This window comes from Streptomyces sp. NPDC044003 (assembly GCF_056435185.1).
In genome coordinates, this window is sequence record NZ_JBWKFA010000013.1 from 158,871 (window position 1) to 183,439 (window position 24,569).

Here is a 24,569-nt window from a genome sequence, read left to right on the forward strand (position 1 = left end):
TACGGCTCGGGGGTGGGCCTCTCGGTTCCGGGCGACGACCCTCGGAGCCGTACCGCTTCCGTCTCTGTCGTCCTACTCCTCGCCGGCGAAGGTCAGTCTGCGCAGCTTCTGGCCGGCGAACCAGGTCGCCACGACCGTGACCGACACCAGGAGTGTCACCGCGGTCGTGAGCCCGACCTCGGAGGTGACCAGGCCGTCGCCGGTGACCTTCTGCGCGAGGGCCAGCGCCCACTGCTGGACGCTCAGGGTCCTGGCGCCCGCGATCAGGGAGCCGAAGAGGGCCTCCCACACCAGGGCGTAGACCAGGCCGATCACCACGGCGTGCCGGCTGACCGTGCCGAGCAGCAGGAACAGGGCGCTGTAGGCGATGGAGGCGACGAGTGCCGCCACCGTGTACGCGACGGCGACCTGCTGGCCGTTGCCGTTGAGGATGAAGCCGGCGATCAGCGTCGGGACGGCCGAGAAGACCATGGTGACGGCGATGGCCACGATCAGCTTGGTGGTGATGATCGTCGACCGCTTCACGGGCTTGGAGAGCAGGTAGACGATGGAGCCGTCGTCGATCTCCGGGCCGATCGCGCCCGTGCCGGCGATGACGCCGATCAGCGGGACCATCGTGGCGAGCGCGAAGCCGCCGAGGAGGTCGGCCGCGACCTGGTCGTCCGCGCCGTTGAGCACGCGGACGGCCGCGGCGATAAGCACGAGCAGGGCGGGCAGGAGGAAGAGGATCGCCGCCCGCCGGCGGCCGAGGAGCGCCCGGTAGGTGAGCCGGGCGACGGTGGGGTCGTACATCGGGGTCGTACTCCTTTCAGGCCGCGACGAGATACGAGAAGACGGATTCGAGGGACTCGTCGGAGGGCGAGACCGTCAGCAGCCGGATGCCCCGCTCCCGCGCGACCTTCGGCAGCAGCTCGGTGAACCGTCCGAAGTCGACGGCCTGGATCCGCAGCCCGCCGTCCACCGCGTCGACCTCGATGCCGGACGTGGACGGGTCGGAGATCAGCGCGGCGGCGAGCGCGCGGTCGTCGCTGGAGCGGATCAGATAGCGGTGCGGCCGGTCGGTCATCAGGCGGCGGATCCGGCGGAAGTCGCCGGAGGCCGCGTGCCGTCCGGCGACGATCACCTCGATGTGGGCGGCGAGCTGCTCGACCTCCTCCAGGATGTGCGAGGAGAACAGGACCGTCCGGCCGTCGGCGCCCATCCGCCGCAGCAGCTCCATGAGCTGCATGCGCTGGCGCGGGTCCATGCCGTTGAACGGCTCGTCGAGCAGGAGCACGGACGGCTCGTGGACGAGGGCCGAGGCCATCTTCACGCGCTGCCGCATGCCCTTGCTGTACGTGGAGATCTTCCGGTCCTGCGCGTACTCCATCTCGACGGTCGCCAGGGCCCGCTGGGCCTCCGCCGCGCCGAGGCCGTGGAGCTCCGCGTTGGCCACGACGAACTCGCGGCCGGTGAGGAAGTCGTACATCGCCTCCCGCTCGGGGACGACGCCGATGGACCGGTAGACCGACTCGTTGCGCCAGACCGGCTCGCCGTCGAGGGTCACGCTGCCCGTGGAGGGGTCGAGGAAGCCGCCCATCATGTTGATGAGGGTGGACTTCCCGGCGCCGTTGGGGCCGAGGAGACCGGTGACGCCGGGGCCGATCGACATCGTGACGTCGTTGACCGCCACGACGTTCCCGAACCAGCGCGAGACGTGGTCGATGTTGAGGGTGCTCATGGGCGCTGCCCCTTCCTTCGAGGGGTGGTGGCGGGCGACGGGAGGGCGCTCACAGTCCGACCTTTCGGTAGCGGCGCATCAGGATGCCGTAGCAGGCGGCGACGAGGCCGAGGACGACCAGCAGGTAGATCACGCCCAGGCCGGCGCCGACCTCCGCCTCGCCGGGGAAGGAGGCGGGGGCGCCGAGGAAGGCGTTCTGCAGGCCGATGATGAGGGTGAGGGGGGAGAAGAGGCCGAGCCAGGCGATGGCGTCGGTGTTCTCCGTGGCGTAGGAGATGCCCTGGAGGGTGGAGACCGCGCCGTAGGTGATGGTGAGGACGGCGATCACGGCCGCGACGCCGAAGCCGCGGCGCGGGGTGAGCGCGGCCATGACCAGGCCGATGCCGGCGAAGAGCACCGACAGGATCGCGACGGAGACGAGGCCCTGGCCGAACATCTTGGCCTGCTCGGCGAAGTCCATCTTGGCCAGCAACGAGCCGATCCACAGGATCAGCAGCGGGGACGCGGTGAGGATGAAGAGGGCCGAGGCCATCGCCCCGAACTTGGCGAGCACGTAGTCGACCCGCTCGATGGGGCGGGAGAAGTACAGCGGGACCGTCCGGAACCTCAGGTCGCGGGAGACCGACTGGGGGGCCTGGGAGGCCAGGTAGACGGCGATGACGAGCTGGAGGAGGACCGCGTACTGGGTGTACTCGACGAACAGCTTGTCGGCCTTGGTGTACACCGAGATGGCGACGATGATCAGCGCCGGGACGCACATCACCGCGAAGAGCAGCATCGGCAGCACCTTGGACTTGGCGCTTCTGCCAAGCCCGTACGCGCCGCGCAGCGACTGCGAGAACAGCGACCTGCGCGCGTACGCCCGGCCCAGACGCGGGCCGTCGTAGGACCGGTAGCCGATGTTGTGGATCTGGGTGGTGTCGGGGGCCTGGTTGCTCATCGAGCCGGCACCTCCTCCTGGTCCGTCGCCTTGAAGACCTCGGCGATGTGGTGACGGCGCTGCTCCATGCGGACGAGACCGAGGCCGAGGTCGGCGACGGTGTCCCGCACGAGGTCGTACGTCTCCTCGCCGGCCGCCTCCAGGAGCAGGATGTGGCCGGCGCCCGGCAGGCCGTCCTCCACGCCCGGGTGGATCGTCACACCGGCGGCGGCCAGGGCGTCGCGGAGCGAACCCGTGCCGTCGGGGTGCGTGTCGGAGTCGGTGACCTCCACCGCGAGCGTCGTGGTGGTCCGGGTGAAGTCACTGGTGGAGCTGGAGCGGAGCAGCCGGCCGCCGTCGATGACGACGACGTGGTCGCAGGTGCGCTCCAGCTCGCCGAGGAGGTGCGAGGTGACGAGGACGGAGATGCCGAAGTCGGTCCAGACCCGGCGGATCAGTCCGAGCATCTCGTCCCGGCCGACCGGGTCGAGGCCGTTGGTCGGCTCGTCGAGGAGGACCAGCTTCGGGTCGTGGACCAGCGCCTGGGCCAGCTTCACCCGCTGCTTCATGCCCGTCGAGTAGCCGCCGATCGGGCGGTAGCGCTCCTCGTACAGGCCGACGTGGCGCAGGGTGTCGGCGGTCCGCTCGCGGGCGGCGGTCGCGGGCAGCCCGGACATCCGCGCCATGTGGACGACGAACTCGGTGGCCGAGACGTCGGGCGGGAGGCAGTCGTGCTCGGGCATGTATCCGACGCGCTCACGGATCTCGGGGCCGTGGGTCCGGACGTCGAGGCCCAGGACCTGGGCGCTGCCCTCCGTGGCGGGGGAGAGCCCGAGCAGAATTTTGATCATCGTGGACTTGCCGGCTCCGTTGGCACCCACCAGTCCGGTCACACCGGGCCCGATGTCCAGGGAGAGCCGGTCGAGAGCGGTCACCCGGGGGAACCGCTTGCTGAGGCTTTCGGTGGCGATCACAGTCACGCTTCGACGGTAGTGGTGTGCGCCACAGCAGTCGTCAGCCCAACGGCTCGATCCTTCTCCGACTACAGGAGTACAAGCCCGTACGGGCGTCGCGACGAAAGTCTTTTTCCCCAGGCCGTCGGTCGGTCTTTTCCACAGGGTCGCCGTCCGACCCCTTGACGCAGCCGCCGGGCATTGTCACATTCATCGGTGTCAAGTTACGGACGCGTAGCGCAGCCGGGCGCTCACACGGGACGGCGGGTGGCATGGCCTCAGCAGTGACAGGCGAACTCTCCGCGGAGCTGCGGGGGTTCAGGGAAGTACAGCGGCTCTCCTACGAGTGCGCGGAAGCCGTCGCGGCCCAGCTCAAGCCGGGCGTGACCGAGCGCGAGGCCGCCCGGATGCAGCGGGACTGGCTGTGCGAGCGGGGGGTGCGGGACTGGTTCCACCGGCCCTTCGCCTGGTTCGGGGACCGCACGGCCTTTGTGGACTTCAAGATCCCGCTGCAGTTCTTCCCCACGAACCGGCGCCTGGAGGCGGGGATGCCGTTCATCCTCGACATGGCACCGGTCTACAAGGGATACACCTCCGACATCGGCTACAGCGGCTGCCTGGGCCTCAACCCCCTGCACGACAAGCTGCTCGCCGACCTGCAGGCCCACCGCGAGCTGATCCTGCGCGAGGTCCGCGAGCGCCGCACGCTGCGCGAGATATACGAGGACGTGGACCGGCTCATGGTCCGCCAGGGGTACGCGAACCGGCACCGGGCCTATCCCTTCGGCGTCATCGCCCACAAGATCGACCGGGTGAAGGAGCGCCGCTGGACGCCGACCCTCTTCGGCTTCGGCACCCAGTCGCTCAAGGGCCTCGCGAGCGACGCCCTGCACGGGCACCGGGACGGCTGGTCACCGCTCTGGTCGCCGTACAAGTTCTCCGACCACCCGCCCAGGCCCGGGCTGTGGGCGGTCGAACCGCACCTCGGATTCCGGGGGACGGGCGCGAAGTTCGAGGAGATCCTGGTCGTCACCGACTCCCGGGACCCCGAGCAGAGCGCTTTCTGGCTGGACGACGATCTGCCGCACGTGCGGCGCTGGAACGAAGGGGCGGTCTGATGGCGGGGCTCAACGGAGCGCGGGAGCGCTGGGTCCGGACGGGCGGGATCGAACTGTGCGTCGCCGAGCTCGGCGACGCGGACCGGCCGACCGTCCTCCTGGTGCACGGCTACCCGGACTCCAAGGAGGTGTGGTCGGAGGTCGCGACCAGACTGGCCGAGGACTTCCACGTCGTGCTGTACGACGTCCGGGGCCACGGCCGGTCGACGGCGCCGGCCCCGCTGCGCGGCGGCTTCACCCTGGAGAAGCTGACGGACGACTTCCTCGCGGTCGCCGACGCCGTCAGCCCGGACCGGCCGGTGCACGTCGTCGGGCACGACTGGGGCTCGGTCCAGTCCTGGGAGTTCGTGACCGTGGCCCGCACCGAGGGTCGGATCGCCTCCTTCACCTCGATGTCGGGGCCCTCCCTCGACCACTTCGGGCACTGGATCAAGCAGCGGATGACCCGGCCCACCCCGCGCCGGGTCGGCCAGCTCCTCGGCCAGGGCGCCAAGTCCTGGTACGTGTACATGCTGCACACGCCCGTGCTGCCGGAGCTCGCCTGGCGCGGGCCGCTCGGCCGGCGCTGGCCGAAGGTCCTGGAGCGGATGGAGAAGGTCCCGGCCGGCGACTACCCGACGCCCTCGCTGCCGAACGACGCGGCGCACGGCGCCTGGCTCTACCGGGACAACGTCCGGGCCCGGCTCGGCAGGCCGCGGCCCGACGCCTACGCCCACGCGCCCGTGCAGCTGATCACGCCGACCGGTGACGCCTTCCTCTCCGAGCGGCTCTACGACGACCTGGCCAGCTGGGTGCCGGACCTGACCCGGCGCACCCTGCCCGCCAAGCACTGGGTGCCGCGCACCCGGCCGGACCAGCTGTCCGCGTGGATCGGCGAGTTCGTCCGGGGCAACGAGGACGCGGCGACCAAGGCACCGAAGCCCGTCGCGGCGACGACGGCGAAGAGCGGTGTGAAGCCGCAGTACGCGGAGCGGTTCGGCGGGCAGCTCGTCCTGGTCACCGGGGCGGCCAGCGGCATCGGGCGGGCCACCGCCTTCGCGTTCGCGGAGGCGGGCGCCCGGGTGGTGGCCGTGGACCGGGACGCCGAGGGCGCGGCCCGCACGGCCGAGATGGCGCGTCTGATCGGCGCCCCGGAGGCCTGGGGCGAGACGGTGGACGTCGCCGACGAGCAGGCGATGGAGAAGCTGGCCACGAAGGTGGCGAGCGAGTACGGCGTCGTCGACGTCCTGGTCAACAACGCGGGCATCGGGCTCACGGGCTCCTTCTTCGAGACCTCGGCCGAGGAGTGGAAGCGGGTCCTGGACGTCAATCTGTGGGGTGTCATCCACGGCTGCCGTTTCTTCGGTGCGCAGATGACCGCGCGCGGCCAGGGCGGCCACATCGTCAACACCGCCTCGGCGGCGGCCTTCCAGCCCTCCCGCGCGCTGCCCGCGTACAGCACGTCGAAGGCGGCGGTGCTGATGCTCAGCGAGTGTCTGCGCGCCGAACTGGCCGACCAGGGCATCGGGGTGTCGGCGATATGCCCCGGCATCGTCAACACCAACATCACGGCGACCGCACGGTTCGCCGGGGTCACGGACGCGGCGGAGGAGAAGCGGCGGCAGCAGAAGGCCTCCCGGCTGTACGGCCTGCGGAACTACCCGCCGGAGAAGGTCGCGGACGCGATCCTGGGGGCGGTCCTGCACGACCGGGCCGTCGTCCCGGTGACCCCCGAGGCCCGGGGCGCCCACTTCCTGTCCCGGCTCAGCCCGGGAGCCCTGCGGGCCCTGGCCCGCTGGCAGCCGCCGGCATAGCGGGTGGGGTACGGGAGGGGCGTGCGGTCGTACGATCCCTCCCAGGAGGGGCCCCGCGGTGGCGGGGTGGAGGATGCGGTCGGTGGGAGCGGGTTTGTCCGAGCAGTCAGCACAGCCGGAGTACCGGATCGAGGATCTCGCCCATCACAGCGGGGCCACGGTCCGGACGATCCGCGCCTACCAGGACCGCGGTCTGCTGCCCCGCCCGGAGCGGCGGGGCAGGTCGAACGTGTACGGGGACGCGCACCTCGCGCGGCTCCACCAGATCGCCGACCTCCTCGACCGCGGCTACACCCTGGCCTCGATCAAGGAGCTCCTGGAGGCCTGGGACACCGGCCGGGGGCTCGGCGGTGTCCTTGGCCTGGTCGCGGAGGTCAACGGCCCCTGGACGGACGAGGAGGCGGACCGGATCTCCCGGGCGGAGCTGGACGCCCGCTTCGGCGGCACGCCGGACGAGGAGGCCATCCGGGAGGCCGTCGAGCTCGGCGTGCTGGAGCGGCTGCCGGACAGGGACACCGAGGAGTACCTCGTACCGAGCCCGCAGGAGCTGGCGGTGGCGGCCGAGTTGTACGCGGCGGGCGTTCCGCTGTCGGCAATCACCGGTCATCTGAGGGAACTTCGCGATCAGGTCGAGCACATCGCCTCCCGCTTCCTGGAGTTCACGACCGAGCACGTCTTCGCGCGCTATCTGGAGCACCGGCCGCCGACGGACGCGGACGCGACGGAGGCGGCGACGATGGTGCGGCGGCTCCGACCGCTCGCCCAGCAGACGGTGGACGCCGAACTGGCCCGCGCCATGCGCCTGCTGGCGACGCGTCACCTCCAGATCCACCTGTCGGCCGATCCGCCCGCCATGAAGGACGATCAGCCGCGTGCGGTGGCGCTGCCCGCCGGGACGATACGGGCCGTACAGAACCTGGTTGGCGCGGACGGCGTCGAGGCGTTCGTCGCGGCGGCCACGGAACGAGAGGTCGGCAAAAGGACATTGGACGCGCTTGCCTCAAGCCACCACATAGCGACTGAACTTACTCAATCACCCTGAAAACGCAGCCCCGTTGTCCACAGAATCGCCAACTGGCCTGTGGATAAACAGCTTTGCTTGTGGATCAAACCTGCGCGCTCGAAATTCGATGGTGAGGAGATTCACGCTCCGACATCCTGACGGAATGAACCAAGCACGCACAGTGAAGGTGTCGAAGTACCTCTCCAAGCATCTGCGCCATCAGCCCGAGCGCATCGGACTCGTCCTCGACGCGCACGGCTGGACCGAGATCGACGCCCTGCTCCGGGCCGCCGCCGAGCACGGCTTCCCGATCACCCGCGAGGAGCTCGACCACGTCGTCGCGACCAACGACAAGAAGCGCTTCGCGATCGAGGGCACCCGCATCCGCGCGAGCCAGGGCCACACCGTCACGGTCGACCTGGACCTGCCGGCCGCCGAACCGCCCGCGTACCTCTACCACGGTACGGTCGCGGCCCGGCTCCCCGCGATCCGGGCGGAGGGGCTGCGGCCCATGGCCCGCCACCACGTCCACCTCTCCCCCGACCGGGAGACGGCGACCCGCGTCGGCGCGCGCCGGGGGCGGCCCGTGGTGCTGAGCGTCGACGCGGGAGCCATGCGGCGGGCCGGACACGTCTTCCACGTCAGCGCCAACGGGGTCTGGCTGACGGACGCGGTCCCGCCGGAGTTCCTCCGCTTCCCTTCCTGAGGCGGATCCGAGCCTGAGGCGGATCCAAGCCCGAGGCAGATCCAAGCCCGAGGCGGATCCGAGCCCGAGACAGATCCGCGCCCGAGGCGGATCCGAGACCTGACGCAGGTCTGGACCTGAGGCATGATCGATTTCATGGCTCACCCGCATCTGCCCAGCACCGAAGCCGCCGTCATCGCGATCCGCGAGATCGCCCAGGAGTTCCACCTGGAGATGACGGTGACCGACGACATCGGCGCCGACCGGACGTCCCGGCGCACCTCCGCCGGCGCGTTCACCGTCCTGGACCCGGACGGCTCCCTGCCCCACGAGGCCTATGTGGAACTGGGCGGCTCCCCCGCCGTCACCGTCCAGGTCTTCCCCGAGGACGACGCCCTGATCACCGTCGACGGCATCGAGTTCGCGGACGTGCCGCGCGACGCCGTCCCCGCCTTCCTCCGCTCCGTCCACGGCGGCCTCGCCCATGTGAAGGGCCGGTTCTTCCCGCCCGGATGGTGGCTGATCATCCCGCTCCCCGGCGACGAGACGTACAAGGAACTGGTCACGGGGGCCACCCTCACCCCCTGGATGAGCGCCCGCGTTCGCTGACCGCCGTAGGCTCGGGGTCATGAGCCTGCGCCTGAGCACCGTGATCCTGCCCGTCGACCGCTGGCACGAGGGAGGCCGCCAGAAGTGGCGGCACGCCGAGGAGCTGGGATTCCACACGGCGTACACCTACGACCACCTGTCCTGGCGGACCTTCCGCGACCGCCCGTGGTTCGGCGCGCTTCCCACCCTCACCGCGGCGGCCACGGCCACCGAGCGGCTCCGGCTCGGCACCCTCGTGACCTCCCCGAACTTCCGGCACCCGGTGACGCTCGCCAAGGAGCTCATCTCGCTGGACGACGTCTCCGGCGGGCGGGTCACCCTGGGCATCGGCGCGGGCGGCAACGGCTTCGACGCCACCGCGCTCGGGCAGGAGGCGTGGACGCCGAAGGAGCGGGCGGACCGGTTCGGCGAGTTCGTGGCGCTGCTCGACGGGCTGCTCACCGAGGACGTGGTGTCGGAGCAGGGCACGTTCTACTCGGCCGAAGAGGTGCGGAACATCCCCGGCTGCGTCCAGCGCCCGCGGCTGCCGTTCGCGGTGGCGGCGACCGGGCCGCGCGGGCTGAGGCTGGCCGCGCGGTACGGGCAGGCGTGGGTGACGACCGGCGACCCGAAGCTGTACGAGGAGGGGACCCCGGAGCAGTCGGTGGCGGCCCTGCGCGGACAGATCGAGAAGCTCGCCAAGGCGTGCGCCGAGTCCGGTCGGGACGTCGCCGAGCTGGACAAGATCCTGCTGACCGGCTTCACCCCGGACCGGAACCGGCCGCTGGAATCCGTGGACGCGTTCGTCGACTTCGCCGGGCGCCACCGCGAGCTCGGCTTCACCGAGATCGTGATCCACTGGCCGATCGCGGACTCCGTCTTCGCCGGCGACCAGACGGTCTTCGAGAACATCGCCACCGAGGCGCTCGCCCAGCTGGGCTGAGCCTCACCGGCCTGACCCGCGCAGGGGTGGGTCAGGCCGTACGGCGGGCGTGGCTCCGCCACAGGGCGAGCATGACCGGGGAGTCGGCCGGTGCGGGGCGGGCCGGGCAGACGTCGAAGTGACTGACGCGGCAGGTGTCGGACGGCACGGCCGAGCCCAGGTTGACCGCGGTCCCGTCGCCCGCGACGCGCCAGCGTCGGCCCGCCGGGACGAGCCGGGCCGTCAGCTCCCCGGGCTCGATCATGACCCAGCGCCCGCGCACGGTGCGATGCCACTCGGCCCGGGCCCCGCACCGGTCACAGGCGGCGGGGGACGGCGCCCGCTGTTGAGGTACGGCACTCACGACGCGGTCCGCGTCCGGTACAGCACTCACGACGCAGGCCTCGTCCGGTACGGCACTCACAGCGCAGGCCGCGTCCGGTGCCGCGCTCACAGCGCAGGCCGCGTCCGGTACGGCACTCACAGCGCAGGCCGCGTCGGGTACGGCGCTGAGGGCCCGGACCGCGTCCCGTACCGCACCTTCGGCGCGCACCGTCGGCGGTGCCACCACCTCGGCCAGGCCGGCCAGAACGTCCCCCACCAGCACCGGCTCCCGTACGGGATGCGCCGCTCCGGCCCGCTCACACCCCCCGCACAGGGCCATGCGGAGGCTCCCGACCCACGTCCCGTACGGCGCACCACAGGAGTCGCACTCCTCGCTTCGCCGGCCCGCGACCATGCCCCGCCCTCCCTGGAGACGCCGTCAGCTCCCAGGGATCTTCCCCGTCACGCCGAAAACGAACGGATGTTTACGGCCATGTCCTGACACGCCGGTCGCGCCGGTCCTGCCCTTCAGCCCCGTCCCGAGCGCTTCGGCAGGTTCCGGTAGCCCGGGTGGACGCCCGGGGTGAGGCCCTGCTGCTCGGCGATCCGCCCGAGGAGCGCCGTCAGCCGGGCCCGGTCCTCCTCGTCGAGCGCCGCGAACAGGTCGTCCTCGTGCAGCGCGGCGACCTCCCGGACGCGTCCGAGCGCCCGGCGCCCGTCCTCGGAGACGTACAGCTCGTGGTGACGACGGTCCTCGGCGCTGCGGCGGCGTTCGACGAAGCCCTTCTTCTCCAGGTTGTCGATGAGGGCGACGACCCGGCTCGGGACGACGCCGAGGTCGGCGGCGAGGGAGCGCTGACTCCGCCCCGGCTCCATGGCGATCATCCGCAGCAGGCCGACGTCCGGCGGGGCGAGGCCGAGCTCGCCGACGCGCTCTCCGAAGCGTCCCGCCGCGTGCGCCCCGAGCTGGGCGAGCAGGAACGCCCCGCCCCGCGGGGGCGGGCTCGCCGCCGCTCCGGGATCTTCCACTGGTTGCCGGTCACTGCTCACGGGGCTATCGTACGCCACAAGAATGATTCTCCACTGTGAACTATTCTCCTCACGGAACGGACAGGACTTGTGTCTGCAGAGACCCGCACCCGGCCCGCGGAAGCCCCTCGGAAAGAAGCCCAGGGAGGACCGCCGCCGGGCGTGCTCGCCGTGGTGTTCACCGGGCTGTTCCTGGCCGGGCTGGTGCTCAGTACCGTGCTCGCCGACGGCAACACCTTCCCCTCGCCCTTCGGCGAGACCGGCGAGATCGTGGCGTACTTCCGCGCCCACTCCGGCGCCGTCCAGATCCTCGGCGCCCTCCAGTTCGCGGCCTCGATCCCCCTCGCCGTCTACGCCGCCACGGTCTCGGCCCGGCTGCACCGCCTCGGCGTCCGCGCCCCCGGCGCGACCATCGCCCTGGCCGGCGGCCTCCTCGCCGCCGGATTCCTGGCCTGCTGCGGCCTGGTGAGCTGGACCCTGTCCCGTACCGAGGTCCTCGACCTGCCGGCGCTCGTCCGGGCCCTCCAGTACCTGGCCTTCGCCACCGGTGGCCCCGGCCACGTGGTGACGCTGGGCCTGCTCGTGGCCGGGATCGCCGTCCCCGGGCTCCTCGCCGGACTGCTGCCCCGCGCGCTCGCCGTGACCGGCCTCGTCCTGGCGGTGATCGCCGAGCTCGCCACCCTCACCCTGCTCTTCGACGGCGCCGCCCTGCTGCTGCCGCTGGCCCGCTTCACCTGCCTGGGCTGGCTGATCGCCGCCGGATTCCTGCTGCCCCGCCGCCGCACCCGCACCCGCACGGACAAGGAGCACTGACAGGAGCGCCGGAAGGAGCGCTGACATGACCGAAGACCTGACGGACAAGGAGCTCTGACATGACCGAGAACCTGACGGACAAGCTCGTGCGCTTCCAGCAGCCCGAGAAGACCCTCCGCTATCTGGGGGAGCTGCCCGACACGCGCCTCGCCGGCCTCTTCGGCCTCGACCCCGAGGCGTACCGGAAGCTGCTGCGGGACTTCGACGACCGGACCCGGGACACCGCGGCCGAACTGCTCAAGGACCCCGGCTTCGCCGAGCGGGCCGGCCGGCTGCCCTTCCGGGCGGGGCAGCGGATCGTGGCCCTCGGTGAGAGCACCACCGCCGACCGGCTCTCCTGGTTCTCGATCCTGCGTCACCTCCTCCCGGACGGCGTCGAACTCGTCAACCTCGCCGTCTCCGGCTCCACCACCACGCAGGCCCTCGCCCAGCTCCCCCCACTGGCCTTCCTGCGCCCCGACTGGATCCTGTGCATGCTCGGCGCGAACGACGCCCAGCGGCTGGGCCGAGGGCCGCAGGCGGCCGGCACCCGGCTGGTCAGCGCGGCCGAGACCGCACGCAACCTCCTCGCCCTGCGGGAACTCGCCGGACGCGGCGGACTCTCCGACCCCGACCATTGGATCTGGCTCACCCCGAGCTCCGTGGACCAGGAACGGGCCGACGCCTATCCGCACTTCCGCCGCGCCGGGATCGGCTGGACGAGCGAGGACGTCGACGGCGTCGCCGACTTCCTCCTGGGGCAGCCGGAACGCACGGTCGACACCCGCCGCGCCACCGCCGGACTGCACCTGGACGACGGGATCCACCTCACGCTCGACGGCCAGCGCGCCGTCGCCGTGGCCCTCGTCGACGCACTGACCGAGGAACGCGCCTCATGAGACTGATGCTCTTCGGCGTCACCGGCGGTACGGGCGCGCAGCTCCTGGCCCAGGCCCTCGCCGCCGGCCACCGGGTCACCGCCGTCGCCCGCGACCCCGCCCGGATCCCGGTCACGGACGCGGGGGCGCGGCTGACCGTCCTGCCCGGCGACGTCCTCGCCCCCGAACCCTGGCGGCAGGCCGTCACCGGCCACGACGCCGTCCTCTCCTGTCTCGGCAGCACCGACCGCAGGCACCCCACGACCGTCTACTCGCAGGGCACGCGGAACATCGTCGAGGCCATGCGCGCCTCCGGCGTCGGCCGACTGCTCTGCCTCTCGTCCGCCGGCCTGGAGGTCACCCCGGAGGTGCCGCTGCCGCAGCGGCTCGTCACCCGGTACGTGATCCAGCGGCTCTACCGGCACGGCTACGCCGACATGGCCCGGATGGAGGCCTTCGTACGGTCCCCGGCCGCGGACGGCACCGCATGGACGGTGGTCAGGCCCCCGATGCTGACCGACGGCCCGCTGACCGGCACCTACCGGACCGTCGAGAACGCCCCTCTGGCACGGCCGAAGTCCCTCTCCCGCGCCGATCTCGCGCACTACCTGCTCACCCACCTCGACGACCGCCGCGCCCACCGGGCCGTCGTGGAGGTCGCGTACTGAGTACACGAGCGAACACACAACGCACTCATATGTGCGGGACCTCGCACGCCCGTGCGTCCGGTACGGAAGAATGGTGCGGTGACCTCTCCCCGTTCCCCGCGCCCTTCCGCCCCGGTGGCCCGGCTGATCGCCACCGACCTCGACGGCACCCTGCTGCGTGACGACAAGTCCGTCTCCGAGCGCACGGTCGCCGCCCTCGCGGCGGCCGAGCAGGCCGGGATCGAGGTCTTCTTCGTCACCGGCCGCCCGGCCCGCTGGATGGACGTCGTCAGCGACCACGTCCACGGGCACGGCCTGGCCATCTGCGCCAACGGCGCCGCCGTCGTCGACCTCCACTCCGGAGGCACCTTCCTGGAGGTCCGCCCGCTGGAGCGGCCGGTCGCGCTCGACGTCGTCCGCGCGCTGCGCGCCGCCGCCCCGGGGACGTCCTTCGCCGTCGAGCTCACCACCGGCATCCACTACGAGCCGCAGTACCCGCCCTTCTTCCTCGACCCCGGCGCCACCGTCGCCACCGCCGAGAAGCTGCTCTTCGAGGAGAAGCCCGGCGCGGCCGCCCCGGTGCTCAAGCTGCTCGCCCAGCACCCCGAGCTCGACCCCGACGCGTTCCTCGCGATCGCGCGGGAGGCCGCGGGCGACCGGGCCGCCTTCACGCGGTCCAGCCCGACCGCCCTCATCGAGATCAGCGCCCTCGGCGTCTCCAAGGCCTCCACCCTCGCCCTGTGCTGCGCCGAGCGCGGCATCGCGGCCGAGGAGGTCGTCGCCTTCGGCGACATGCCGAACGACATCGAGATGCTGAGCTGGGCCGGCCGTTCGTACGCGATGGGCAACGCCCACCCCGACGTCATCACCGCCGCCTCGGGCCGGACGGTCGGCAACAACGAGGACGGGGTGGCCGTCGTCATCGAAGAACTCGTCGCCGAGGCACTGAAGGCCGTTTTCTAGAGCGCGCTGAAGGCCCTTCAGAGCGGGGCCTCCCACACCACCGTCGTCCCGCCGCCGTCCTCGCCCAGGCCCGGGCCGCACCAGCTCGCGCCGCCCAGCGACTCGGCCCGGCGGGCCAGATTGCGCAGGCCGCTGCGCCGCCCGCCCACCGGGATGCCGATGCCGTCGTCGGCGACCGAGAGACGCACCCCGGCGGAGCCGTCGGGCAGGATCACGCCGGCGTCGACGACCACCTCGATCCGGCTCGCCGCCGCGTGCCGGAACGCGTTGGAGAGCGTCTCGCGCAGGGCGGCGATGAGGTTCTTGCCGGTGAGTTCGCCGACCGTCGAGTCGATCGCGCCGAGGAAGCGGTGCGCGGGCTTGAAGCCGAGCGGCACGGCCGCCATGTTGATCTCCCGCAGGACACGGGTGCGCAGCCCCGACGGGGCCTCGGCGGGGCCCTGCTGGAGCGCGAAGATCGCCGTACGGATCTCCTGGATGGTCACGTCCAGCTCGTCCACGGCCTTGCCCACACCCTCGCGCACGGCGGGCACGATCGACTTCCGCTGAGCGCTCTCCAGCATCATTCCGGTGGCGAAGAGCCGCTGGATCACCAGGTCGTGCAGGTCGCGGGCGATCCGGTCGCGGTCCTCGTAGACGGCGAGACGCTCCCGGTCGCGCTGGGCGTCGGCCATCATCAGGGCGAGGGCGGCCTGCGAGGCGAACTGGGTGGCGAGCGTCCGCTCCGCCTCCGTGAACTGCCGGGCGCCCCGCACCCGGGGCGTCGCGAGCGCGCCGAGCACCCGTCCGCCGCTCTGCAGCGGCAGCATCATGCTCGGTCCGTACGGGGCCGTCAGCCGGCTGATCATGCGCGGGTCGGTCGAGGCATCGGCCACGAAGACCGCCTCGCCCTCCAGGAGCTCCTTCACGACGGCGCTCTCGGGCGGGATCACCACGCCCAGCGACTTCGTGGGCCGGGGCGAGGAGACGGCGACGATCTCCAGGCCGCCCTCCTCGGCGGGCAGGAGCACGATCCCGGCGTCCGCGTCGGCGAGCCGGCGGGCCTGTTCGGCGACGACCGTGAGGGCGTCGTCCGCGTCGCCGCCGGAGAGCAGCGCGGTGGTGACGGCGACCGAGCCGTCGATCCACCGTTCGCGCTGCCGGGCCGCCTCGTACAGACGGGCGTTGCCGATCGCGATGCCGGCCTCGGTGGCGAGGACCCGGACCATGTGCACGTCGTAGTCGCTGAACGCGCCTCCGCCGTGCTTCTCCGCGAGGTAGAGGTTGCCGAAGATCTCGCCCTGGACCCGGATGGGGACGCCGAGGAAGGTCCGCATCGGCGGGTGACCCGGCGGGAAGCCCGCCGCGCGCGGATCGGTGGACAGATCGGCGAGGCGGATGGTCTGCGGGTCGCGGATCAGCGCGCCGAGCAGCCCCGCGTGGCCGTCGGGGCGCCGGCCGATCCGGCGGGCCGCGTCCTCGCCGACGCCGAAGGTGACGAAGTCGGAGAGACCCTCGCCCTCGTCGTCGACGACGCCGATCGCGGCGTAGCGGGCGTCGGCGAGTTCGGCGGCGGTCTCGCAGATCCGGTCGAGGGTGGAGTGGAGTTCGAGCCCGGTGCCGACGGAACGCATGGCCTCCAGGAGCTGCGGCACGCGGGCGGTGAGCTCCGTGGACAGCCCCTGGAGGCTGCGGGTGGCCTGGGTGGCGGCTTCCAGGGGGTCCGAGGAGTCGTCCGGGGGGTTCGGGACGTCGGACGCGGCGGCGGTCATGGGATTGAGCCTAGTAAGTCCTATTTGGCGAGAAAAGTCGGCTGCCCTTCGCTCCCTGCCGTGGCGAGCAGATCGGTCTCCCGCTCCTGGTCCAGCATCCGCCGCAGCGGGCCGTCCACCGCCGCGAGCTCGGCGTACGGGCCGCGCTGCACGGTGCGCCCCTCGTCGAGGACCACCACCTCGTCGACGGCGTCGAGACCGTGCAGCCGGTGGGTGATGAGGACGGTGGTGCGGCCCTCGGTGGCCCGGAGCAGGTCGTCGGTGAGCGCGTCGGCGGTGACCAGGTCCAGGTGCTCGGCGGGTTCGTCGAGGACGAGGACCGGGAAGTCGGCGAGGAGGGCCCGGGCGAGCGCGAGGCGCTGCCGCTGGCCGCCGGAGAGCTGAGAACCGTGCTCGCCCACGAGGGTGTCGAGCCCGGCGGGCAGCCCGTCGACCCAGTCGAGCAGCCGGGCCCGGCGCAGCGCCTCGCGCAGCTCCTCGTCGTCCGCCCCGACCTTGGCGAGCCGCAGGTTCTCGCGGACGGAGCTGTCGAAGAGATGGGCGTCCTGGGCGCAGAGGCCGACGAACCGACGAACCGCGTCGCCGTCGAGCTCACGGGCCGGCACACCGCCGATCCGGTACGTGCCGTGCTCCACGTCCAGGAACCGGAGCAGCACCTGGGCGAGCGTGGTCTTGCCGGAGCCGGAGGCGCCGACGACCGCGACCCGCCGCCCGGCCTCCAGGGTCAGTGCGAAGCCGTCGAGCGCGGACCGTTCCTGCCCGGCGTGCCGAGCGGAAAGCCCGGCCAGCTCCAGCGGGAACGGGCTCGCCGGGGGAGCGGCGGGCGTCTCCGGCTCGTGTACGGGGACGGGGGCGTCCAGCACCTCGAAGACCCGCTCGGCACTGCGCTTGACGCGCTGCCGGTACTGGACGGCGAGCGGAAGCCCGGTGACGGCCTCGAAGGCGGCGAGCGGCGTCAGGACGACCACCGCGAGGGCCACTCCGTCGAGCCGCCCGTCCCGTACGGCCTGGACGCCGACGAGCGCGGCGGCCGCGACTGTCAGGCCGCAGACCAGGGCCGACAGCCCGGCGCCGAGCGCGGTGGCGGCGGCCTGCCGGGAGGCGATGGAGGTGAGGGTGCGGTCGGCGTCCCGGGCCCGCTCGATCCGGCCCCGGAGCGCACCGGCGACGGTCAGTTCGGCGCAGCCGCGCAGCAGATCGGCCACGGCGGTGGCCAGGGCTCCGCGCGCGGGGGCGAGCCGCCGTTCGGCCCGGCGGGCGAGAGCCCCGCCGGCCGCCGGCACGACGACGCCCGCGGCCAGCAGGCCGACGGCGAGGACGGCCCCGGCCTCGGGCAGCAGCCAGGCGGTGAACCCGACGGAACCGGCACCCACGACGAGCGCGGCGCCCACGGGGAGCAGCCAGCGCAGCCAGTAGTCCTGGAGGGCGTCGACGTCCTGGACGAGCCGCGCGAGGAGGTCACCGCGCCGGGTGCGGCGCAGTCCGGCCGGGGCGATCCGCTCCAGTCGCCGGTAGACGGAGACCCGCAGGTCGGCGAGCATCCGCAGGACGGCATCGTGGGAGACGAGCCGCTCGGCGTACCGGAAGACGGCCCGGCCGATGCCGAAGGCGCGCGTGGCGGTGACGGCGACCATCAGATAGAGCACGGGCGGCTGTTCGGAGGCCCGGGAGATGAGCCACCCGGACACGGCCATGAGCCCCACGGCGGACCCGAGCGCGAGACTCCCGAGCAGCAACGCAAGCGCCATCCGCCCCTTGAGCTCCCCGGCGATCCCGCGTACTCGCGCCAGTGTGGGCATGCGTTCCGCCTGGGGCGATGGGGGTCCCCCCTGCTCGAGCGAAGCCGAGAGCTCGGGGGAGGGTGGGCACACCCCACCGGCAACGCCGCCGTCTCCCGCACCCGCACCCCTGGCGCCCACGCTCTCGGCACCCGCACCCGCGGCAACCGCACCGACCTCCACCGAGCCGCCGGAAGCGCCCACCGTCACCACCCGGTCCGCCACGGCGAGCAACGCCGGCCGGTGAACGACCAGCAACACGGTGCGCCCAACGGCAAGCCGCCGCACCGCGTCCACCACCCCCGCCTCGGTGGCCCCGTCCAACGCCGCCGTCGGCTCGTCGAGCAGCAGCAGCGGCCGGTCCGCCAGGAACGCCCGGGCGAGCGCGAGCCGTTGCCGCTGTCCCGCGGAGAGCCCCGCACCGTCCTCGCCGAGCACCGTGTCGAGCCCCTGCGGCAGCCCCGCGACGAACCCGTCCGCTCCGGCGTCCCGCAGGGCGTCCCGTACCGCCTCGTCGGAGGCGTCCGGCCGGGCGAGCCGTACGTTCTCGGCGACCGTCCCCGCGAAGAGGTAGGGCCGCTGCGGCACCCAGGCGATCCGGGCCCGCCACTCCTCCAGGTCCAGCGACCCCAGGTCGACGCCCCCGACCCGTACCGAACCGCCCTCCTCCGGCACCGCGAACCCGAGCACGACGTCGAGCAGCGTCGACTTCCCGACCCCGCTCGGCCCGACCAGGGCCACCGTCTCGCCGGGCTCGACCGTCAGCGTCGCCGCGTCGAGCGAGGGCTCGGTGCGTCCCGCATGACGTACGGTCACGCCGTCGAGCTCAAGCCGTACGGACTCCGGCGCGTTCGCCGTGCCACCGTCCCGTACCGGCTGCTCCAGGACGTCGAAGATCTCCTCCGCCGCCGCGAGGCCCTCCGCCGCCGCGTGGTACTGCGCCCCCACCTGTCGCAGCGGGAGGTACGCCTCCGGCGCCAGGATCAGGATGACGAGGCCGGTGTAGAGGTCGAGCTCACCGTGGACGAGCCGCATGCCGATGGTCACGGCGACGAGCGCGACCGAAAGGGTCGCGAGCAGCTCCAGGGCGAACGAGGAGATGAAGGCGATCCGCAGGGTGCGCATCGTCGCCCGGCGGTACTCCGAGGTGATCGCGCGGATCGACTCGGCCTGGGCCTTCGCCCGGCCGAAGATCTTGAGCGTGGGAAGGCCGGCCACCACGTCCAGGAAGTGGCCGGAGAGCCGCGAGAGCAGCTTCCACTGCCGGTCCATCCGGGCCTGGGTGTACCAGCCGATGAGGATCATGAAGACCGGGATGAGCGGCAGCGTGACGACGATGATCGCCGCCGAGACCCAGTCCTCGGTGACGATCCGGGCCAGGACCGCCACCGGCACGACCACCGCGAGACCCAGCTGGGGTAGATAGCGGGCGAAGTAGTCGTCGAGGGCGTCCACACCCCGCGTGGCGAGGGCGATCAGCGAACCGGCCTTCTGGCCGCTGAGCCACCCCGGGCCGAGGGCGGCCGCACGGCCGAGGAGCCGGCCGCGGAGTTCGGACTTGACCGCCGCGCTCGCCCGGTGGGCGGCGAGCTCGGTCAGCCAGGAGACAAGCCCCCGCGCCACCGCCACCCCGGCGAGCAGCAGCAGGGGCGTGATCAGATCGGAAACCGACTGGGCCTTCTGGAAGGCCCCCACCACGATCTCGGCGATGAGCATCGCCTGGGCGATGACCAGCGCCGCTCCGACGAGGCCGAGCACGACCACCGCGATCAGGAAGAGACGGGTGGCCCTGGCGTACCGGAGCAGGCGCGGATCGATCGGTTTCACGTGAAACATGCCCCTCTAGTGAGCGTCGGCCCTAGTGAGCGTCGGCGATGTGCTGCGTACCGATGCGCTTGCGGAACACCCAGTAGGTCCAGCTCTGGTAGAGCAGCACCAGCGGGGTCGCGATCGCCGCGCACCAGGTCATGATCTTGAGCGTGTACGGGCTCGACGACGCGTTCGTCACGGTAAGGCTCCACTCGGGGTTGAGCGAAGAGGGCATGACGTCCGGGAAGAGGGCGAGGAAGAGCATCGCCACCGCGGCGGCGATCGTGACGCCCGAGAGCGCGAACGACCAGCCCTCGCGCCCCGCCTTGATCGCGACGATCGCGCCGACGAGCGCCACCACGGCGACCAGCATCGCCGCGAGGCTCCAGCTGTCCCCCATGTCGACCTGGGTCCAGATCAGGAAGCCCAGGGCGAGCACGGCCGTGACCAGACCCAGCTTGAGCGCGAGCGCGCGCGCCCGCCCCCGGATGTCCCCGACCGTCTTGAGCGAGGCGAAGACCGCGCCGTGGAAGGTGAAGAGGGTGAGCGTGACCAGGCCGCCGAGGAGCGCGTACGGGTTGAGCAGGTCCCAGAAGTTGCCGACGTACTCCATGTCGCCGTCGATCTTCACGCCCCGGACGATGTTGCCGAAGGCCACGCCCCAGAGGAACGCGGGGATCAGCGAGGTCCAGAAGATGGCCTGCTCCCAGTTGCGCTGCCAGTTCTCCTCGGGCCGCTTCGCCCGGTACTCGAAGGCGACGCCCCGGACGATCAGGCAGACCAGGATGATCAGCAGCGGCAGGTAGAAGCCGGAGAACAGCGTCGCGTACCACTCGGGGAACGCGGCGAAGGTCGCTCCGCCGGCGGTGAGCAGCCACACCTCGTTGCCGTCCCAGACGGGTCCGATGGTGTTGATGAGGACCCGCTTCTCGGTCCGGTCCCGGGCGAGCAGCTTGGTCAGGATGCCGACCCCGAAGTCGAAGCCTTCGAGGAAGAAGTAGCCGGTCCAGAGGACGGCGATGATGACGAACCAGACGTCGTGGAGTTCCATGCCTCGATCTCCTGAGCCTCAGTACGAGAAGGCCATCGGGCGGTCGGGGTCACGAGAGTCCCCGCCGATCTTGGTGGGCGGGTTGAGGTCGTCCTCGGTGAGCTCCGGCGGTCCGGCCTTGACGTACTTGACGAGGAGCTTGACCTCGACGACGGCGAGAATCGCGTAGAGGGCGGTGAAGACGATCATCGAGGTGAGGACCTCGCCCTGGGAGACGCCGGGGGAGACCGCGTCACGGGTGCGCAGCACGCCGTAGACGACCCAGGGCTGGCGGCCCATCTCGGTGAAGATCCAGCCCCAGGAGTTGGCGATCAGGGGGAACGCCATCGTCCAGAGGGCGATGATCCAGTACCACTTGCCCAGGCGGGGGCTGAGCGCCTTCCGCTTGAACAGGACCAGATTCGGCACCTCGTCCTCACCGGTCCGCATCCCCGGTGCCAGCATGAACTTCTTCCGGGTCAGCCAGAGGCCGAGCATGCCGATGCCCAGCGAGGCCATGCCGAAGCCGATCATCCAGCGGAAGCCCCAGTAGGCGACGGGGATGTTGGGCCGGTAGTCGCCGGGCCCGAACTTCTCCTGCTCGGCCTTGTTCACGTCGTTGATGCCCGGGACGTACGAGCTGAAGTCGTCGTTCGCGAGGAAGGACAGCAGGCCCGGGATCTCTATGGCGACCGTGTTGTGGCCCTCCTCGACGTCGCCGTAGGCGAAGACGGAGAAGGGTGCGGGCGCCTCGCCGTCCCAGAGCGCCTCGGCCGCGGCCATCTTCATCGGCTGCTGCTTGAACATGACCTTGCCGAGCAGGTCGCCGCTGATGGCGGTGCCGAGGCCGGCGATGATCAGGGTGATCAGGCCGAGCCGCAGCGAGGTCCGCATGATCGGGATGTGCTTCTTGCGCGCCAGATGGAACGCGGAGATACCCACCATGAACGCGCCGCCGACCAGGAACGCCGCCGTGATCGTGTGGAAGAACTGGGTGAGCGCGGTGTTCTGGGTGAGCACGTGCCAGAAGTCGGTGAGCTCCGCCCGGCCGCGCTCCTCGTTGATCCGGTAGCCCACGGGGTGCTGCATCCAGGAGTTGGCCGCCAGGATGAAGTACGCGGAGAGGATGGTGCCGATCGACACCATCCAGATGCAGGCGAGGTGGATCTTCTTCGGCAGCTTGTCCCAGCCGAAGATCCACAGACCGATGAAGGTCGACTCGAAGAAGAAGGCGATGAGCGCCTCGAAGGCGAGCGGGGCACCGAAGATGTCGCCGACGAACCGGGAGTAGTCGGACCAGTTCATGCCGAACTGGAACTCCTGCACGATTCCGGTGACCACGCCCATGGCGATGTTGATCAGGAAGAGCTTGCCCCAGAACTTGGTCGCCCTGAGGTACTTCTCCTTCTCCGTCCGCACCCAGGCGGTCTGGAGCCCGGCGGTGAGCGCGGCGAGGGAGATCGTCAGGGGGACGAAGAGGAAGTGGTAGACGGTCGTGATGCCGAACTGCCAGCGCGCCAGAGTCTCTGGCGCCAGAGCTAGGTCCACGTCGTTTCTCCTTACATCGCCGTCAGCGCCGTGGTCGCATCGGCAGTTTGCCCTGTTAATACCACCTATTACGGGACGAACAGGGACACGCTTGTGAACGCGTTCACATTCACAAGCAATTATGGCTCATACGAAATCCGTACCTTCAGTCGGGGTCCCCCTACCGAAGGTCACCTCTTCCCAGGACCTTCAACATATTGTTGAATCCGAGGCATGACCCTTCGGATACGCATCAGCTGGCCGGCCGGACACACCACGGCCACCCTTGAGGAGACCCCCACGAGCAAGGCGCTCGCGGGAGCCCTCCCGATCTCCTCCACCGCCCGGACCTGGGGCGAGGAGGTCTACTTCGACACGCCGGTCTCGGCCTCGGTCGAGGGCGACGCGCGCCAGGTCGTCGAGCCCGGCACCGTGGCCTTCTGGACGGAGGGCGACGCGCTCGCCCTCCCCTACGGCCCCACCCCGATCTCACGGGGCGACGAGTGCCGGCTCGCGAGCCCCTGCAACCTGCTGGGCGCGCTCGACGGCGACCCGCGGATCCTGGCCACCGTCAGGGACGGCGACCCGATCCGCGTGGAGCTCGTCTCGAACTGATCGGCTCCTGCCGATCGAATCTCGCCGATCGACTCTCGCCGATCAGACCTCGATGATCAGACCTCGATGATCAGACCTCGATGATCAGCCTTACTTGCGGAAGCCCTCCGCCGTCTTCAGGAACAGGTCGTTCGCCTCGCACTCACCGATCGTGACGCGCACGCCCTCGCCCGCGAACGGACGCACCATCACGCCGTGCCGCTCGCACTCCGCCGCGAAGTCCATGGTCCGCTCGCCGAGCCGCAGCCAGACGAAGTTCGCCTGGGTGTCCGGCACGGTCCAGCCCTGGGCCACAAGCCCCGCATGGACCCGCTCGCGCTCGGCCACCAACGAGCCGACCCGACCGAGCAGTTCGTCCTCGGCCCGCAGCGAGGCCACCGCCGCGTCCTGCGCCAGCTGGCTCACGCCGAACGGCACCGCCGTCTTGCGCAGCGCCGCCGCCACCGGCTCGTGGGCGACCGCGAAACCGACCCGCAGCCCCGCCAGGCCGTACGCCTTGGAGAAGGTGCGCAGCACGGCCACGTTCGGCCGGTCGCGGTACAGCTCGATGCCGTCCGGGATCTCGGTGTCGCGGACGAACTCCCGGTACGCCTCGTCGATGACGACCAGGACGTCGGAGGGCACCCGGTCCAGGAAGCGCTCCAGCTCCGCCCGGCGCACCGCGGTGCCGGTGGGGTTGTTGGGGTTGCAGACGAAGATCAGCCGGGTCCGGTCGGTGATCGCCTCGGCCATCGCGTCGAGGTCGTGCACCTCGCCCTCGGTCAGCGGCACCTGCACCGAGGTGGCCCCGCTGATCTGCGTGATGATCGGGTACGCCTCGAAGGAGCGCCAGGCGTAGATCACCTCGTCGCCCGGGCCCGAGGTGGCCTGCAGCAGCGACTGCGCGACGCCGACCGAGCCGGTGCCGGTGGCCAGGTGGGAGACGGGAACGCCGAAGCGGTTCGCCAGCTCCTCCATCAGGCCGGTGCAGGCCATGTCCGGGTACCGGTTGAAGTTCGCGGCGGCGGCAAGGGTGCTCTCCATGACCCCCGGCAGCGGCGGGTAGGGGTTCTCGTTGGAGGACAGCTTGAAGGCCACGGGACCGCCCGCGGCGGCCGGCTTGCCCGGCTTGTAGGTGGGGACACCGTCCAGCTCGGCGCGCAGCTTGGGGCTGCCGGTGCTCGTCCCGCTGGTCTCGCTCACAGTGTGGCCTCCTCGACCGTCCGTACCGCCAATACTCCTCACCTTAAGAGGATTCGCCTCCGCTGCGAATGGGCTGTGGACAACAGGAGGGACACGCTGTGGATACGACCCCTTCCGCGCCCCCGGAGAGGGGGAGCGCGCGAACGGGTGGCGTGCGCCGGTGGCGGGCGCCGTGGCGCGCATCCCCCGTAGAGGTGAGTTGAGACCTCTTCGAAACCTCGCCCCCTCGCCAGGCCTACGCCGCCCGATGACCCCAGATCGCACGACGGAAGCCCCAACTACCTTCGATTCACTGCCCCTTGGGCCATTTCGATCATGCAGAAACGTGCCTGTCAATGCCTGCATATGCGGCCGTCCCGACCGCCCCTCATCGCCCTACTATCGGCTCGCCATGACAGCAGCAGGGAAGCACCAGGTGAGCCGGGCACAGACCCGGGGAAGCCGGCAGGGCCGGGCAGGCATCCGGGACGTGGCCGCCGCCGCCGGGGTCTCCATCACGACTGTCTCCGACGCGCTCAACGGCAAGGGCCGACTCCCGGACGC

At 71.4% G+C, this 24,569-nt stretch carries 23 protein-coding genes; 12 read left to right on the top strand and 11 right to left on the bottom strand.

Annotated elements, in window-relative coordinates:
- Positions 1 to 72: 72 nt before the first annotated feature.
- From AC07AW_RS35930 to AC07AW_RS35945, 4 genes are read right to left on the bottom strand one after another with little or no spacing between them, the layout of a single operon-like run.
- Entirely contained in the window at positions 73 to 792 is a 720-nt protein-coding gene (locus tag AC07AW_RS35930; RefSeq protein WP_478819651.1) for an ABC transporter permease, read from the bottom strand.
- 16 nt (positions 793 to 808) lie between these two features.
- Positions 809 to 1,720, bottom strand: coding sequence for an ABC transporter ATP-binding protein (locus tag AC07AW_RS35935; protein ID WP_478819652.1), 912 nt, complete (start codon positions 1,718 to 1,720; stop codon positions 809 to 811).
- Between the two features lie 49 nt (positions 1,721 to 1,769).
- Complete coding sequence (locus AC07AW_RS35940; RefSeq protein ID WP_478819653.1) at positions 1,770 to 2,660, bottom strand: ABC transporter permease; 891 nt, start codon at positions 2,658 to 2,660, stop codon at positions 1,770 to 1,772.
- Positions 2,657 to 3,613, bottom strand: a complete 957-nt coding sequence (locus AC07AW_RS35945; protein WP_478819676.1) for an ABC transporter ATP-binding protein — start codon at positions 3,611 to 3,613, stop codon at positions 2,657 to 2,659. The genes AC07AW_RS35940 and AC07AW_RS35945 overlap by 4 nt, the downstream gene beginning before the upstream one ends.
- Before the next feature lie 251 nt (positions 3,614 to 3,864).
- Here AC07AW_RS35945 and AC07AW_RS35950 point away from each other — a divergent pair, with 251 nt between their 5' ends.
- From AC07AW_RS35950 to AC07AW_RS35975, 6 genes are all read left to right on the top strand, one after another.
- Positions 3,865 to 4,710, top strand: coding sequence for a M24 family metallopeptidase (locus tag AC07AW_RS35950; protein WP_478819654.1), 846 nt, complete (start codon positions 3,865 to 3,867; stop codon positions 4,708 to 4,710).
- Complete coding sequence (locus AC07AW_RS35955) at positions 4,710 to 6,503, top strand: SDR family oxidoreductase (protein WP_478819655.1); 1,794 nt, start codon at positions 4,710 to 4,712, stop codon at positions 6,501 to 6,503. Before AC07AW_RS35950 ends, AC07AW_RS35955 begins: the two co-directional genes overlap by 1 nt.
- Positions 6,504 to 6,576: 73 nt before the next feature.
- Entirely contained in the window at positions 6,577 to 7,545 is a 969-nt protein-coding gene (locus AC07AW_RS35960) for a MerR family transcriptional regulator (RefSeq protein ID WP_478819656.1), read from the top strand.
- A 124-nt stretch (positions 7,546 to 7,669) separates the two neighbouring features.
- Positions 7,670 to 8,212, top strand: a complete 543-nt coding sequence (locus tag AC07AW_RS35965) for an RNA 2'-phosphotransferase (RefSeq protein ID WP_478819657.1) — start codon at positions 7,670 to 7,672, stop codon at positions 8,210 to 8,212.
- A gap of 135 nt (positions 8,213 to 8,347) precedes the next feature.
- On the top strand, positions 8,348 to 8,800 hold the full coding sequence (locus AC07AW_RS35970; protein ID WP_478819658.1) for a hypothetical protein: 453 nt from the start codon (positions 8,348 to 8,350) through the stop codon (positions 8,798 to 8,800).
- A gap of 19 nt (positions 8,801 to 8,819) precedes the next feature.
- A complete protein-coding gene (locus AC07AW_RS35975; protein WP_478819659.1) occupies positions 8,820 to 9,722 on the top strand; it encodes an LLM class flavin-dependent oxidoreductase in 903 nt (300 codons plus the stop codon).
- A gap of 31 nt (positions 9,723 to 9,753) precedes the next feature.
- On the opposite strand, the gene AC07AW_RS35980 is transcribed toward AC07AW_RS35975, so the two are convergent.
- Both AC07AW_RS35980 and AC07AW_RS35985 read right to left on the bottom strand, forming a co-directional pair.
- The gene (locus tag AC07AW_RS35980) at positions 9,754 to 10,365 is read right to left on the bottom strand and encodes a DUF6083 domain-containing protein (RefSeq protein ID WP_478819660.1); all 612 of its coding nucleotides are present in this window, start codon (positions 10,363 to 10,365) and stop codon (positions 9,754 to 9,756) included.
- 188 nt (positions 10,366 to 10,553) lie between these two features.
- A complete protein-coding gene (locus AC07AW_RS35985) occupies positions 10,554 to 11,075 on the bottom strand; it encodes a MarR family winged helix-turn-helix transcriptional regulator (RefSeq protein WP_478819661.1) in 522 nt (173 codons plus the stop codon).
- Positions 11,076 to 11,216: 141 nt separating this feature from the next.
- Between AC07AW_RS35985 and AC07AW_RS35990 the strand changes: the two genes are divergently transcribed.
- The 4 genes from AC07AW_RS35990 (at position 11,217) to AC07AW_RS36005 (ending at position 14,334) form a co-directional block, all read left to right on the top strand.
- Positions 11,217 to 11,867, top strand: a complete 651-nt coding sequence (locus AC07AW_RS35990) for a hypothetical protein (RefSeq protein ID WP_478819662.1) — start codon at positions 11,217 to 11,219, stop codon at positions 11,865 to 11,867.
- A gap of 59 nt (positions 11,868 to 11,926) precedes the next feature.
- Entirely contained in the window at positions 11,927 to 12,745 is an 819-nt protein-coding gene (locus AC07AW_RS35995) for an SGNH/GDSL hydrolase family protein (protein ID WP_478819663.1), read from the top strand.
- On the top strand, positions 12,742 to 13,392 hold the full coding sequence (locus tag AC07AW_RS36000) for an NAD(P)-dependent oxidoreductase (protein WP_478819664.1): 651 nt from the start codon (positions 12,742 to 12,744) through the stop codon (positions 13,390 to 13,392). Before AC07AW_RS35995 ends, AC07AW_RS36000 begins: the two co-directional genes overlap by 4 nt.
- Before the next feature lie 78 nt (positions 13,393 to 13,470).
- Positions 13,471 to 14,334, top strand: coding sequence for a Cof-type HAD-IIB family hydrolase (locus tag AC07AW_RS36005; RefSeq protein ID WP_478819665.1), 864 nt, complete (start codon positions 13,471 to 13,473; stop codon positions 14,332 to 14,334).
- Positions 14,335 to 14,351: 17 nt separating this feature from the next.
- On the opposite strand, the gene AC07AW_RS36010 is transcribed toward AC07AW_RS36005, so the two are convergent.
- The 4 genes from AC07AW_RS36010 to AC07AW_RS36025 are packed head-to-tail and all read right to left on the bottom strand — an operon-like array spanning position 14,352 to position 22,250.
- Positions 14,352 to 16,085, bottom strand: coding sequence for a sensor histidine kinase (locus AC07AW_RS36010; protein WP_478819666.1), 1,734 nt, complete (start codon positions 16,083 to 16,085; stop codon positions 14,352 to 14,354).
- A 20-nt stretch (positions 16,086 to 16,105) separates the two neighbouring features.
- Entirely contained in the window at positions 16,106 to 19,699 is a 3,594-nt protein-coding gene (gene cydD / locus AC07AW_RS36015) for a thiol reductant ABC exporter subunit CydD (protein WP_478819667.1), read from the bottom strand.
- Between the two features lie 22 nt (positions 19,700 to 19,721).
- Positions 19,722 to 20,723 carry a cytochrome d ubiquinol oxidase subunit II gene (gene cydB / locus AC07AW_RS36020; protein ID WP_478819668.1) on the bottom strand — a complete coding sequence of 334 codons (1,002 nt, stop codon included), beginning with the start codon at positions 20,721 to 20,723 and terminating at the stop codon, positions 19,722 to 19,724.
- Positions 20,724 to 20,741: 18 nt separating this feature from the next.
- Positions 20,742 to 22,250 carry a cytochrome ubiquinol oxidase subunit I gene (locus AC07AW_RS36025; protein ID WP_478819669.1) on the bottom strand — a complete coding sequence of 503 codons (1,509 nt, stop codon included), beginning with the start codon at positions 22,248 to 22,250 and terminating at the stop codon, positions 20,742 to 20,744.
- 213 nt (positions 22,251 to 22,463) lie between these two features.
- On the opposite strand from AC07AW_RS36025, the gene AC07AW_RS36030 reads away from it, so the two are divergent.
- A complete protein-coding gene (locus tag AC07AW_RS36030) occupies positions 22,464 to 22,844 on the top strand; it encodes a cyclophilin-like fold protein (RefSeq protein ID WP_478819670.1) in 381 nt (126 codons plus the stop codon).
- A 90-nt stretch (positions 22,845 to 22,934) separates the two neighbouring features.
- On the opposite strand, the gene hisC is transcribed toward AC07AW_RS36030, so the two are convergent.
- A complete protein-coding gene (hisC, locus tag AC07AW_RS36035; RefSeq protein ID WP_478819671.1) occupies positions 22,935 to 24,026 on the bottom strand; it encodes a histidinol-phosphate transaminase in 1,092 nt (363 codons plus the stop codon).
- A 391-nt stretch (positions 24,027 to 24,417) separates the two neighbouring features.
- Between hisC and AC07AW_RS36040 the strand changes: the two genes are divergently transcribed.
- On the top strand, positions 24,418 to 24,569 hold a 152-nt coding region (locus AC07AW_RS36040), incomplete at its 3' end, for a LacI family DNA-binding transcriptional regulator (RefSeq protein ID WP_392159611.1).